The sequence below is a fragment of the Pseudonocardia sp. GCM10023141 genome, from assembly GCF_042653605.1.
Genome location: NZ_JBHSIR010000055.1, coordinates 311,254 through 323,715, shown reverse-complemented (window position 1 = coordinate 323,715; position 12,462 = coordinate 311,254). Strand labels below are relative to the sequence as shown.

Genomic DNA, 12,462 nt, shown 5'->3' with positions numbered 1-12,462 from the left:
CGCCAGACCTCCCGGTACAGAGCTCTGGCGGCGACCGTTCCCCGGCCCGTCCGGGACGCAGCGTCACCCTGGCGACACTGTACGTCGGCGAACCGGCCCCCCAGGCGGGGTGGGAGGGGGACTGGTCGCTGAATCGGCATCGCCTCGCGACGAACGGTGACCGTGCAGGTGCACGGACGTGGTTACCACTTCCGATCCGGTCGCTTCCCGTGCAGGCGCTCGTGCAGGGATCGGATCGGGAGCCATTGCACCTGCTCGTGCAGGTGCGGGGCAGGTCACGGGGCCTGGTTGGGGGGGCTCATGGAACCTGGTGGCTGTGTGTGGCCGCCGGGTGGCTGCTTCATGGAACCTTGTGGCTGCCCGGCCTGGCTTCCGGAGCGCCTCATGGAACCGTGTGGCTGCGAGCCGCACCTCGCCGGCAGCCACATGGAACCTTGTGGCTGCGTACCCCGGCCAGGTCGCAGCCACCGGGAACCGTGTGGCGCTCCCACGGCCCCTGCCCGCCCGGAAACCCCGATCAGGGCACCAGCGCCGGCACCATCGCCTCGATGAGGTGCGGGCCGGGCTCGGCCGCCGCGGTGCGCAGCGCGTCGGCGAACGCCTCCGCGGTGTCCACCCGCACGGCGGGCACACCCATGCCGGTGGCGATCGACACGAAGTCCAACTGCGGCCCGCCCAGGTCCAGCAGCGCGCGGGCCGCCTTGCCGTCGTTGGTGACGAACCCGGCCGCACCCACCTGCAGCAGTTCCAGGCGCAGGATCGCGTAGGCGCTGTTGTTGTAGAGGACCGTGGTGATGTCGAGGTTCTCGCGGGCGTGAGTCCACAGCGCGGAGATCGTGTACATCGCGCTGCCGTCGGCCTGCAGGCACCACACCGGCCGGTCCGGGCAGGCCACGGCCGCGCCGACGGCGGCGGGCAGACCCCAGCCGATCGCCCCGCCGGTGGCGCAGAGCAGGTCGTGGCGCGGCGCCCCGGCCGTCGCCGCCGGGAGTCCCGCCCCGGAGGTCAACGACTCGTCGATCACGATGGCGCCCTCCGGCAGCAGCGCGCCGACCACGGCGGTGGCCGTCTCGACGGTCAGCGGGCCGGTGGGCAGCTCCGGGCGCGCGGCCGGGGCCAGGCGCGGCTGCGTCTCCGGCGCGAGCAGGTCGGCGAGCTCCTCCAGTGCCGCGGCGGCGAGCCCCGTGCGTCCGACGACCTCATGGACCCGGCACCCCGGTGGCACGAGGTCGCCGGGCTTGTCGGGGTAGGCGAAGAACGCGACGGGGGAGCGGGCGCCGACCAGCACCAGGTGCTCGGCGCCGGAGAGCTGGTGCAGCGCGGCGTCGACGAGGTAGGCGAGCCGGTCGACGGCCACGACGCCCGCGCCGCGCTCCATCCGCGTCGGGAAGTTCTCCAGCAGCAGCTTCGCCCCGGTGGCCGCCGCGATCCGGTCGGCGGCGGCCAGCCCGTCGGCGAGCGCGGCGTCACCCCCGATGAACAGCACGCACGGTTCCCCGGAGCTCAGCGCCTCCGCGGCGGAGGTGATCGCGTCCGGGTGCGCGGTGGGCCGCGGGGTCGGGGTGACCGGCTCGGCGGTGCCGGCGTCGGTGCTGTCCCAGCTGACGTCGGCGGGCAGCACGAGCGTGGCGATCGTCCCGGCGCGGGCGGCGGCGACGGCGGCCGCCGCGTCGGCACCGACGTCGTGGGCGGAGCCGCTGTGGCGCTGCCAGCCCGACGCCCAGCCGGCGACGGCCGCGATGTCGGACTGCAGCGGGGCGTCGTACTTGGCGTGGTAGGTGGCGTGGTCACCGACGACGTTGACGACCGAGCTGTCGGCGCGCCGCGCGTTGTGCAGGTTGGCCAGCCCGTTGGCCATCCCGGGGCCCAGGTGCAGCAGCGTGGCGGCGGGCCTGCCGGCCATCCGGTTGTACGCGTCGGCGGCGCCGGTGGCCACGCCCTCGAACAGCGTGAGGACCGCGCGCATCTCCGGCACGCCGTCGAGCGCGGCCACGAAGTGCATCTCGGACGTGCCGGGGTTGGCGAAGCAGACGTCGACGCCGCTCGCGACGAGCGAGCTGATCAGGGCGTGCGCGCCGTTCGAGCCGTTCACGCCGACACCACGACGCTCGTGGTGGGGGAGGACACGAGCGTCTGCAGCACCACGCAGTAGCGCTCGGTGAGCTTGATCAACGTGGCGACCTGCTCGGCGTCGGCGGTGGTGTCGAGGGCGAACGTCAGCCGGATGTCGGAGAAGCCGACCGGCGCGTCCTTCGCGACGCCCAGCGTCCCGCGGAAGTCGAGGTCGCCCTCGGCGCGCACCGAGCCGCCGACCTCGAGCCCGAGCGCGGTGGCGACGGCGCGCAGCGTCACCCCGGCGCAGGCGACGAGCGCCTCCAGCAGCATGTCGCCCGAGCAGAGCTGGCTGCCGTCGCCGCCGGTGGCCGGGTGCAGGCCCGCCTCGGCGATCGCCGAGGCGGTGCGCACGCGGCAGGCGATGCCGGAGCCGTCGAGCTCACCGTCGGCGGTGAGCGTGACCACCGCGGCGCCCGGGTCGTCGGTGTAGCGCGCCTTGAGCGGCGCCTGCAGCTGCCTGAGGGCGGATGCGTCCATGGGCCCATCTTCGGTGATCCCCCGCGAAGCGCACGTCGGGGCCCCACCGGCGGCTGCGGGAACACGGGGTTGTGGGAACTACGCTGCGAGCCGTGACCGACGCCGCCGCCCCGCCGTCCGGTGAATGGCGGATCCTGACCGTTCCGAACCTGCTCAGCCTGCTGCGGCTGGCGGGGGTACCGCTGTTCCTGTGGCTGCTCCTGCGGCCCGACGCGGGGTTCTTCAGCGACGTCTGGGCCATCGTCGTGCTGGCGGTCGGCGGCATCACCGACTGGGCCGACGGCAAGCTCGCGCGGCTGCTCGACCAGTACAGCCGCCTGGGGGCGCTGCTCGACCCCGCCGTGGACCGGCTCTACATCCTGGCCGCGCTCATCGCGCTCGGCGTGCGCGAGGTGGTGCCGTGGTGGGCGGTGATCGCGCTGGTGGCCCGCGACCTCGTGCTCGCGGTCTGCCTGCCGGTGCTGCGGGCCAGGGGCTACGGACCGTTCGTCGTCACCTACATCGGCAAGGGCGCCACCTTCCTGCTGCTCTACGCGTTCCCGCTGCTGCTGTGCGGCACGAAGACGGGCTGGTTCGCCGACCTCGCCCGGCCGACGGGCTACGCGTTCGCGGCCTGGGGAGCGGTGCTCTACCTCTACGCGGGCGCGCTCTACCTGGCTCAGTTCGTGCTCGCGATGCGCACACCCGTGGACCGTGAACGACCGGCCGGGGACGTCGCGGAGGTCCCGGAGCGCATGCCCTAGGCTCGCCGCGTGATCCCAGAGGAGCTGCGCTACACCGAGGCCCACGAGTGGGTGCGGGAGCTGGCGGACGGGGTGGTGCGGATCGGCATCACCGACCACGCCCAGTCCCAGCTCGGCGACGTCGTCTTCGTGCAGCTTCCCGCGGTCGGCGACGCCGTCACCGCGGGCGCGGCCGTCGGTGAGGTCGAGTCCACCAAGTCCGTCTCCGATCTCTACGCGCCGGTCGCCGGCAGCGTCGTGGCCGTCAACGAGGCGCTCCAGGACAACCCGGAGCTGATCAACACGGGCCCGTACGAGGCCGGTTGGATGATCGAGATCAAGCTCGCCGACGGTGCCGAGGGCGCCGTGGCCGATCTTCTCGACGCCGCCGCCTACCGCGAGCTCACCGGCGACTGACCGCCCCGTGTCCACCACACCGGGCAACGGTAGGTTGGACGGAACACAGCAGGCCGTCGCTGCCTGCTCGTGACATTCCAGGCATATTTCCAGGAGGAGTCCCCGAGGTGACCATGAACGACGGGCCCGGCGTACCCCCGGAGCGCTCCCCGGAGACCACATCGGTCTTCCGTGCGGACTTCCTCTCCGAGGTGGAGCAACCGGCTCAGGGCCAAGCGGTCTCCGGCATCGACGCACTTCCCGCGGGGCAGGCCCTGCTGGTGGTCCGGCGCGGCCCCAATGCGGGCTCGCGCTTCCTGCTCGACCGCGCGTCCACGAGCGCGGGTCGCCACCCCGACAGCGACATCTTCCTCGACGACGTCACGGTCTCCCGGCGCCACGCCGAGTTCCGCGGCGAGTCCGGGGAGTTCGTCGTGGTCGACGTCGGCAGCCTCAACGGCACCTACGTCAACCGCGAGCCGGTGGACACTGCGGTGCTGGTCAGCGGCGATGAGGTCCAGATCGGGAAGTTCCGGTTGGTCTTCCTCACCGGGCCGCGCGGCTGACCCGTCCCGGGCCGGGCGAGCAGCCACAGCGACCCAGCGCGACGCGGCGCCGCCCGTCCGGAGGCGCGCGGATGCCGGTCGTCGCGTGTAGCGTCGGACTACAGCAGGACCGTCAGGAGGAGGAGAGCGCATGAGCGAGATGCGCGTCGTGGGCGTCCGGGTCGAACTGCCCGCGAACCAGCCGATCCTCCTGTTGCGGGAGACCAGCGGCGACCGCTACCTGCCGATCTGGATCGGCTCGGTGGAGGCCACCGCGATCGCCCTGGAGCAGCAGGGAGTGAAGCCCGCCCGCCCGTTGACCCACGACCTGCTCAAGGACGTGATCTCCGGGTTGGGACGCCGCTTGGAGCAGGTACGCATCACCGATCTGCGCGAAGGCACCTTCTACGCCGAGCTCGTGTTCGACGGCGGCCTGAAGGTGTCGGCGCGGCCCAGCGACTCGGTGGCGCTCGCGCTGCGGATCGGGGTACCGATCCACGCCGAGGAGCGGGTGCTGGCCGAGGCCGGCCTGATCATCCCCGATGAGCAGGAGGACGAGGTCGAGAAGTTCCGCGAGTTCCTCGACTCGATCTCCCCGGAGGACTTCCGCGGCGCCCAGCCCTGATCCAGGACGCCGCAGGTCCACCCGGAAGCGGGTTCCGCGCCGTCGACACGCCCGCTCCCGGGTGATGTCGGCGGCGCGCCGCGTTGACCCGCCGCTGACTGCCGCTTACGGTCAGTTCACAACAGCGGGCCGTGCCTGGAGGATCCGGGCCCGGAACATCCGGTCGGCCCCGGCGGGAAGGAGATCGGTGGAAGACCCGCCGTCCGGCGCACCCGAGCAGGGTGAGCTCTTCCCGGACCCACTTCTGGGCGCCGGCTTCGATGGCCTGCCGGATCAGCTCGTCGGCTTCCGGGGACCCACGGCCTGCCAGGTCGTCGGCATCACCTACCGGCAGTTGGACTACTGGGCCCGCACCGGGCTCGTCGTCCCGTCGATCCGTGGTGCTGCCGGCTCGGGCAGCCAGCGCCTGTACTCGTTCAAGGACGTGCTGGTCCTCAAGGTCGTGAAGCGACTGCTCGACGCCGGGGTGTCCCTGCAGAACATCCGCGTGGCCGTCGAGCACCTGCGCCGGCGCGGCATCCGTGACCTGGCCGGGATCACGCTGTTCAGCGACGGCACCACGGTCTACGAATGCTCGTCGCCCGAGGAGGTCATCGACCTGCTCCGCGGTGGGCAGGGCGTCTTCGGCATCGCGGTCAGCGGGGCGATGCGCGAGATCAGCGGCTCCATCAAGGACTTCCCGGTCGAGCGCGCCGACGGTGGTTCCGTCGACGAGTCGCCCGAGGACGAGCTCTCGCGCCGCCGAGCCCGCCGCGCGATCAGCTAGGAGCGCGCCACCTCGCACACCCTGGCCGGTCCTCGCAGGGCCTCCACACCGTGCGAGGACCGGCGAACGTGTGCGAGGTCGTGGTCGGGTGTGCGAGCTGGGATCAGCTCTCCAGGCGGACCGGGTCCACCCGGAACGGGTCGTGCTCGGCGAGCAGCTTGTCCAGTCGCGCCTGGTCCACCCGGTTGACCACGGTGGTCGTCTCCTGGCGGTCGCGGATGGTCTTCGCGAGCGTGAACGACGAGGTCGTGACGTAGAGGACGCCGATCGCGAGGAACGCGCGGATCCAGACGTCGGTCGGCAGGTTCCAGATGGCGATGCCGACCGCCATGAGGGACACGGCGAACGACAGCACGGCCTGCAGGTGGAACGCTGCCGTGCTGGGCGCCGGCGGGGGCTTCGATGTCATGCGAGGAGTCTGTCGAGCGCGGTCCGGCGTGGCATCGGTGGAACTACGGCTCCGAACTGGATCAGCAGGTCGGCCGGGAACTGGACCAGGTAGCTGGACCAGTGCGGGTTAGTTTCGAGGCATGACGACCTTCCGGGGATCCCGCTCGCAGCTCTCGGTGCTGCTCGACCACGTCACACCCACCGTCTTGGATCCCGTGGAGGCGATGACGGTGCAGATCGACCTGCCGCCCGGCGACCCGGGCGCCGCGCCGCACCGCCACTCCGGCCCGGTGTTCGGGTACGTGATCGAGGGCGAGATCGTGTTCGAGCTGGAGGGCGAGCCGGAGCGGGTGATCCCCGCCGGTGGGGCGTTCTGGGAGCCCGGCGGCGACGTGATCCACTACCAGGCCGCCAACAACCTGTCCGATCGTCCCAGCCGGTTCCTCGCGGTGATGCTCTGCAAGCCGGGGGAGCCGATGCTGACCTTCGTCGAGGCGGCCGAGCTCGAGGAGCGCAAGCACCTGCGAGCACCGCGATGACCCACGTGCTGGTGGCCGGGGCGACGGGGGTGGTGGGCAGCAGGGTGCTGCCGCTGCTGCTCGCGGCCGGGCACACCGTCTCGGCGCTGCTGCGCTCCCCGGCGGCGGTCGACGGGCTGCGCGCGGCCGGGGTGCGGCCGCTGGTGGCGGACGTCTTCGACCGCGACGCCGTCAAGGCGGCGGTGACGGCCGCCCGGCCCGACGTCGTGATGCACCAGCTCACGAGCCTGGCCGGGGGTGATCTCGCGGCCAACGCGGCGATCCGCCGGGAGGGCACGCGCAACCTGGTCGACGCCGCGCTGGCCGCCGATGTGTGCCGGGTGGTGGCGCAGAGCATCGCGTGGGCCTACGCCGCGGGGGAGGCACCGGCCCGTGAGGACGAACCGCTCGACGTGGCCGCCGCCGAGCCGCGGCAGACGTCGGTGCTGGGGGTCGCCGCGCTGGAGGACGCGGTGCGGGAGGTGCCCGAGGCGGTGCTGCTGCGCTACGGCCTGCTCTACGGGCCGGGCAGCTGGTACACCGCGGGCGGGGCGCGCGCCGCTGACGCGGTCGCCGGGCGGATCGTGGCCGATGACGCCGTGTCGAGCCTGTTGCACGTCGACGACGCGGCAGCGGCCGCCGTGGCGGCGCTGGACTGGCCGGCCGGCACCGTCAACGTGTGCGACGACGAGCCGGCTCCGGCTCGCGACTGGGTGCCGGCGTTCTCCCGGTCGGTCGGGGCACCACCGCCGCCGCAGGCGAGTGGCCGGGCCGGCTGGGCCCGGGGCGCCGACAACCACCACGCCCGCTTCGACCTGGGCTGGGCGCCGCGGTACCCGTCCTGGCGGGCCGGGTTCGGCGCAGCGGGCGGGTGAGGGCCCTGTCCGGGTGAGGGCCCTGTCCGGGTGAGGGCGATGTCTCGGGCGCGGCGGGGTACGGGAGGGCAGTGGCGGGCGTAGGATGCCGCAGTAGTCGCCGACCCCGCGCGGGAGAGCTCCGGATCTCCTCTCCGGACGCCGAAGGAGCAATTCCTCCCCGGAATCTCTCAGGCAACAGGGACCGCGTGGGCGAGACGCCTCTGGAAAGCGCCGGGCACGGTCTCGCTACCGGTCCGGCCACCGACGGGGAAAGCCCGCTCCGGCGCGGGTGAATCTCTCAGGTGCCCGATCGCGGGCGGTGACAGAGGGGGAGGGCAGTGACGCGCGCGTCCGACCGCCCGAGCCCGAGGAGCACCGTTGTCCGACTCTTCCGCCAGCCCGTCTCCCGTGCGGCTGTCCCTGCACGAGCTGCAGCGCGGTACGCCCTTCGCCGACCGGCACATCGGTCCCGGTAGCCGGGAGCTGGAGGCGATGCTGGGCGTCGTCGGTGCCGCGTCGCTCGAGGGCCTCGCGGCGGCGGCACTGCCCGGCAGCATCCGCGACGTCGGCCCGGCCCCGTCGACGCTGCCGCCTGCCGCGTCGGAGTCCGAGGTGCTCGCCGAGCTGCGGGCGCTGGCCGCGCGCAACACGATCACGGTGCCGATGATCGGGCAGGGCTACGCGGGTACGGTCACGCCACCGGTGATCCGCCGGCACGTGATCGAGAACCCCGCCTGGTACACGGCGTACACGCCCTACCAGCCCGAGATCAGCCAGGGCCGGCTCGAGGCGCTGCTGACGTTCCAGACCGCCGTGGCCGACCTCACCGGGCTGCCCGTGGCCGGGGCGTCGCTGCTGGACGAGGCCACGGCCGCCGCGGAGGCGATGACGCTGCTGCGCCGCGCCAACCGTGCGACCTCGCCCCGGTTCGTCGTCGACGCCGACACGCTCCCGCAGACGCTGGAGGTCCTGCAGACCCGCGCCGCGCCCCTGGGCATCGAGCTGGACGTCGTCGACCTCGCGAACGGCCTGCCCGAGGGCGAGTTCTACGGCCTGCTGCTGTCCTACCCGGGCGCCACGGGGGTTGTGCGGGACCTGTCGCCGCTGATCGCGCAGGCGCACGAGCGGGGCGCACTGGTCGCTGTCGCGGCCGACCTGCTGGCACTGACGCTGCTCACCTCGCCCGGTGAGCTCGGTGCCGACGCGGCGGTCGGCACCACCCAGCGCTTCGGGGTGCCGCTGGGGTTCGGCGGCCCGCACGCGGGTTACCTCTCGGTGGCGCAGAAGCTCTCGCGCCAGCTGCCCGGACGCATCGTCGGCGCCTCCGTCGACGCCGACGGCCGTCCCGCGCTGCGGCTGGCGCTGCAGACCCGCGAGCAGCACATCCGCCGCGAGAAGGCCACCAGCAACATCTGCACCGCGCAGGTGCTGCTGGCCGTCGTCGCGGCGTGCTACGCCGTCTACCACGGCCCCGACGGCCTGCGCACGATCGCGCTGCGCACCCATCGGATGGCCGCGGTGCTGGCCGCCGGGCTGCGGGCAGGCGGCGTCGAGGTCGTGCACGGCGCGTTCTTCGACACCGTGACCGCGCGTGTCCCCGGCCGCGCCGGGCAGATCGCCGACGCGGCGCACGCCGCCGGGATCGCGCTGCGCCGCGTCGATGCCGACACGCTCGGGATCTCCTGCTCCGAGCTCACCACCACCGCGCACCTGCAGACCGTGTGGGCGGCGTTCCAGGTGTCCGGCGCCGACGTCGATGAGCTGGACGCCGCGACGGACGACGCGCTGCCGGAAGGGCTGCTGCGCACCGGCGAGTACCTCACGCACCCGGTGTTCCACGCGCACCGCTCGGAGACGTCGCTGATGCGCTGGCTGCGCCGGCTCAACGACGCCGACCTGGCGCTGGACCGCACGATGATCCCGCTGGGCTCCTGCACGATGAAGCTCAACGCCGTCGCGGAGATGGAGCCGATCACCTGGCCCGGCTTCGCCGACCTGCACCCGTTCGCCCCGCCCGCCGACGCCGCCGGGATGCTCGAGCTGATCAGCGACCTGGAGCGCTGGCTCGCCGAGCTCACCGGCTACGCCGCGGTGTCGCTGCAGCCCAACGCCGGCAGCCAGGGCGAGTTCGCCGGGCTGCTCGCCATCGCCGCCTACCACCGCAGCCGCGGCGAGGAGCACCGCGACATCTGCCTGATCCCGGCCAGCGCGCACGGCACGAACGCCGCGTCGGCCGTGATGGCGGGGCTGAAGGTGGTCGTGGTGGCCACCGCTCCCACCGGCGACGTCGACCTCGGCGACCTGCGCGCGAAGATCGAGCAGCACCGTGAAGCGCTCGCCGCGCTGATGATCACCTACCCGTCCACGCACGGAGTGTTCGAGGCCCAGGTCCGCGATGTCTGCGACGCCGTCCACGAGGCGGGCGGGCAGGTCTACGTCGACGGCGCCAACCTGAACGCGCTGGTCGGCGTCGCGCGACCGGGTGCGTTCGGCGGCGACGTGAGCCACCTGAACCTGCACAAGACGTTCTGCATCCCGCACGGCGGTGGCGGGCCCGGGGTCGGTCCGGTGGCCGTCGCCGAGCACCTCGCACCGTTCCTGCCGGGCCGCGGCGTTGTCGGCGCCGTCTCGGCCGCGCCGTACGGCAGCCCGGGCGTGCTGCCCATCCCGTGGGCCTACCTGCGGTTGATGGGCACCGACGGCCTGCGCCGCGCCACGTTGACGGCGATCGCGGCCGCCAACTACGTCGCCCAGCGCCTGGGCGAGCACTACCCGGTGCTCTACGCGGGCGCGGGCGGCCACGTCGCCCACGAGTGCATCCTCGACCTGCGCGAGATCACCAAGCGGTCCGGCGTCACCGTCGACGACGTGGCGAAGCGGCTGGCCGACTACGGCCTGCACGCCCCGACGATGTCGTTCCCGGTGGCCGGCACGCTGATGGTGGAGCCCACCGAGAGCGAGGACCTCGCCGAGATCGACCGGTTCATCGACGCGATGATCGGCATCAGGGGCGAGATCGACCGCGTCGCGGCGGGGGAGTGGCCGGTGGACGACAACCCGTTGCGCGGCGCCCCGCACACCGCGGCCAGCATCACCGACAAGTGGGACCACCCCTATTCGCGCGAGATCGCCGCCTACCCGACGGGGGCCACCCCTGGCGTCCACGACCGCAAGGTGTGGCCGCCGGTACGGCGCATCGACGGGGCCTACGGCGACCGCAACCTGGTGTGCAGCTGCGCTCCGGTGGAGGCCTACTCCTGACCAGCCGCCCGCGGGGTGGATGCGTCAGCGGGGGCTCACCTCGCCGAGGACCGCGTCGAGCGCGCGGAGGGCAGGCCCGAAGGCGTGGTCGGCGGGTGCCGCGTAGCCCACGAGCAGGCCGTCGGGGTGGTCGTGGGCGAGGCGATAGCGCGCGAGCAGGTCGATGCCGAGCCCGTGCCGGCGGGCCGCGGCTGCGGCCGCCCGTTCGCCGCCGTCAGCGGTGGGCAGCAGCAGGTGCAGGCCGGCGGCGATGCCCGCGGGCGCCAACCCGTGCGCTGCCGCGGTGGCGACGACGGCGTCACGACGGGTGCGGTAGCGGTTGCGCATCCGCCGGACGTGCTTGTCGTAGGCCCCGGACGTGATGAGGTCGGCCAGCACGAGCTGGTCGAGCACCGGCACCGACGTGCTGCGCAGCGCCATCCGCTCGCCCAGCGCGGGCAGCAGCCGCGGCGGCACCACCAACCAGGCCAGCCGCAGCCCGGGCGCGAGCGCCTTGCTGGCGGTGCCGGCGTAGGTCACCTGGGCCGGGGCGAGCGCCTGCAGCGCACCGACGGGGCCGCGGTCGAACCGGAACTCGCCGTCGTAGTCGTCCTCCAGCACGTGCAGGTCCTGCGCCCCGGCCTGGCGGGCGAGGCGGCCCCGGCGGGAGGGCGCGAGCGTGACGCCCATCGGGAACTGGTGCGCCGGGGTCAGCACGACCGCGGGGGAGCCGATGTCCTCGGTGCGCACGCCCGCCTCGTCGACCCGGGCGGCGGTGACGGTCAGTCCCGCGGAGCGGACGGCGGCGCGCAGGTGCGGCACCGAGGGGTCCTCGAAGGTGACGGCGTCGACCCCGTGGTCGCCCAGCACCGCGGCCCACTGTGTGAGCAGCGCCGAGAACCCGGGCCCGATGACCACGGTCGACGGGTCGGCGAGGACGCCGCGGGCCCGGCCGAGGTAGGCGGCGAGCGCGGCGCGCAGCACGGGGTGCCCGAGCGGGTGGGGATAGCCGAGCTGCTCGGCCGCCGTGGTGGCGAGGACCCGGCGGGTGGCGGTGAGCCAGCTGTCGCGGGGGAACGCGGACACGTCGGGCATGCCGGGCATCAGGTTGTGCCGCATCTGCCAGGCCGGCCGTGGTCCCGCCGGGGGCACCGGCTCCGGGCGCACCCTGTCCACGTCGGCGACGCGCGTGGGGGAGCCCTGATGGACCTCCAGGAAGCCCTCGGCGGCGAGCTGGCCGTAGGCGGCGGTGACGGTGCCCCTGGCGAGGCCGAGGTCGCCTGCGAGGACCCTCGTGGACGGCAGCGTGGCCCCCGCGGCGAGCCTGCCGTCGCGGACGGCGGCACGCAGTGCCGTCGAGAGGTCGAGCGCCGTCCGGATCGGCGCGGTGACCCCGAGGTGCAGGTCGACGTCACTGGACCATCCGACGGGCATGGATCCGGACCTTACGCGCACTCCAGTGCCCCCGCGGGTGCGCTGGTCCGGCGCGGTCCCGCCGGGTGTCAGCGGGCCGCTGCTGTGGTCTCGATCTCGAGGAGGGTCTTGAGGTCGGAGAGCAGCTTCGGCCAGCCGTTATTGATCATCTGCAGGACCGTGCTCCCGGGCTCGAACCCGCCGTGGACGACGGTGAGCCGGATCTGCTCGCCGACCTGCTCCGGGTCGAAGCTCACCTGGGACGTGTAGGCGAGCCGGCGGTAGGGGTCGGCTTCGAGCACCACCTGCAGCAGCCGCCTGCAGGAAACACATTCAGCCGTCTGGCTGCCTGTCAAGGTGAGCCCCCCAGCTGTCAATGAGTGATTGACGCGGCCGGA

The 12,462-nt window shown here is 73.5% G+C and carries 13 protein-coding genes and 1 riboswitch; of the genes, 8 read left to right on the top strand and 5 right to left on the bottom strand.

What is annotated here, in order from left to right:
• Nucleotides 1–517: 517 nt before the first annotated feature.
• Complete coding sequence (locus ACFPFQ_RS30590; RefSeq protein ID WP_379625024.1) at nt 518–2,092, bottom strand: acetolactate synthase large subunit; 1,575 nt, start codon at nt 2,090–2,092, stop codon at nt 518–520.
• On the bottom strand, nt 2,089–2,592 hold the full coding sequence (locus tag ACFPFQ_RS30585; protein WP_379625022.1) for an OsmC family protein: 504 nt from the start codon (nt 2,590–2,592) through the stop codon (nt 2,089–2,091). The genes ACFPFQ_RS30590 and ACFPFQ_RS30585 overlap by 4 nt, the downstream gene beginning before the upstream one ends.
• A gap of 92 nt (nt 2,593–2,684) precedes the next feature.
• On the opposite strand from ACFPFQ_RS30585, the gene ACFPFQ_RS30580 reads away from it, so the two are divergent.
• The 5 genes from ACFPFQ_RS30580 to ACFPFQ_RS30560 all read left to right on the top strand — a co-directional run bounded on the left by ACFPFQ_RS30580 (nt 2,685) and on the right by ACFPFQ_RS30560 (nt 5,646).
• A complete protein-coding gene (locus ACFPFQ_RS30580; protein ID WP_379625020.1) occupies nt 2,685–3,335 on the top strand; it encodes a CDP-alcohol phosphatidyltransferase family protein in 651 nt (216 codons plus the stop codon).
• A gap of 9 nt (nt 3,336–3,344) precedes the next feature.
• Complete coding sequence (gcvH, locus tag ACFPFQ_RS30575; protein WP_379625018.1) at nt 3,345–3,731, top strand: glycine cleavage system protein GcvH; 387 nt, start codon at nt 3,345–3,347, stop codon at nt 3,729–3,731.
• A gap of 107 nt (nt 3,732–3,838) precedes the next feature.
• On the top strand, nt 3,839–4,276 hold the full coding sequence (gene garA, locus ACFPFQ_RS30570; protein WP_379625016.1) for a glycogen accumulation regulator GarA: 438 nt from the start codon (nt 3,839–3,841) through the stop codon (nt 4,274–4,276).
• Between the two features lie 130 nt (nt 4,277–4,406).
• The gene (locus ACFPFQ_RS30565) at nt 4,407–4,880 is read left to right on the top strand and encodes a bifunctional nuclease family protein (RefSeq protein WP_379625015.1); all 474 of its coding nucleotides are present in this window, start codon (nt 4,407–4,409) and stop codon (nt 4,878–4,880) included.
• A gap of 187 nt (nt 4,881–5,067) precedes the next feature.
• Nucleotides 5,068–5,646, top strand: coding sequence for a MerR family transcriptional regulator (locus tag ACFPFQ_RS30560; protein WP_379625013.1), 579 nt, complete (start codon nt 5,068–5,070; stop codon nt 5,644–5,646).
• A 103-nt stretch (nt 5,647–5,749) separates the two neighbouring features.
• On the opposite strand, the gene ACFPFQ_RS30555 is transcribed toward ACFPFQ_RS30560, so the two are convergent.
• The gene (locus ACFPFQ_RS30555; protein WP_379625011.1) at nt 5,750–6,055 is read right to left on the bottom strand and encodes a YiaA/YiaB family inner membrane protein; all 306 of its coding nucleotides are present in this window, start codon (nt 6,053–6,055) and stop codon (nt 5,750–5,752) included.
• Nucleotides 6,056–6,176: 121 nt separating this feature from the next.
• Between ACFPFQ_RS30555 and ACFPFQ_RS30550 the strand changes: the two genes are divergently transcribed.
• The 3 genes from ACFPFQ_RS30550 (at nt 6,177) to gcvP (ending at nt 10,672) form a co-directional block, all read left to right on the top strand.
• Nucleotides 6,177–6,575 (top strand): cupin domain-containing protein, encoded by a 399-nt coding sequence (locus tag ACFPFQ_RS30550; RefSeq protein ID WP_379625009.1) that lies wholly within the window; start codon nt 6,177–6,179, stop codon nt 6,573–6,575.
• Nucleotides 6,572–7,429, top strand: a complete 858-nt coding sequence (locus tag ACFPFQ_RS30545; protein ID WP_379625007.1) for an NAD-dependent epimerase/dehydratase family protein — start codon at nt 6,572–6,574, stop codon at nt 7,427–7,429. Before ACFPFQ_RS30550 ends, ACFPFQ_RS30545 begins: the two co-directional genes overlap by 4 nt.
• Before the next feature lie 101 nt (nt 7,430–7,530).
• Nucleotides 7,531–7,626, top strand: a riboswitch (glycine riboswitch).
• Nucleotides 7,627–7,789: 163 nt separating this feature from the next.
• Nucleotides 7,790–10,672 carry an aminomethyl-transferring glycine dehydrogenase gene (gene gcvP, locus ACFPFQ_RS30540; protein ID WP_379625005.1) on the top strand — a complete coding sequence of 961 codons (2,883 nt, stop codon included), beginning with the start codon at nt 7,790–7,792 and terminating at the stop codon, nt 10,670–10,672.
• A 24-nt stretch (nt 10,673–10,696) separates the two neighbouring features.
• Here gcvP and ACFPFQ_RS30535 read toward each other — a convergent pair whose 3' ends face one another.
• A complete protein-coding gene (locus tag ACFPFQ_RS30535; protein ID WP_379625003.1) occupies nt 10,697–12,085 on the bottom strand; it encodes a PLP-dependent aminotransferase family protein in 1,389 nt (462 codons plus the stop codon).
• Between the two features lie 68 nt (nt 12,086–12,153).
• A partial coding sequence (locus ACFPFQ_RS30530) for an SRPBCC domain-containing protein (protein ID WP_379625001.1) occupies nt 12,154–12,462 on the bottom strand: 309 nt, incomplete at its 5' end.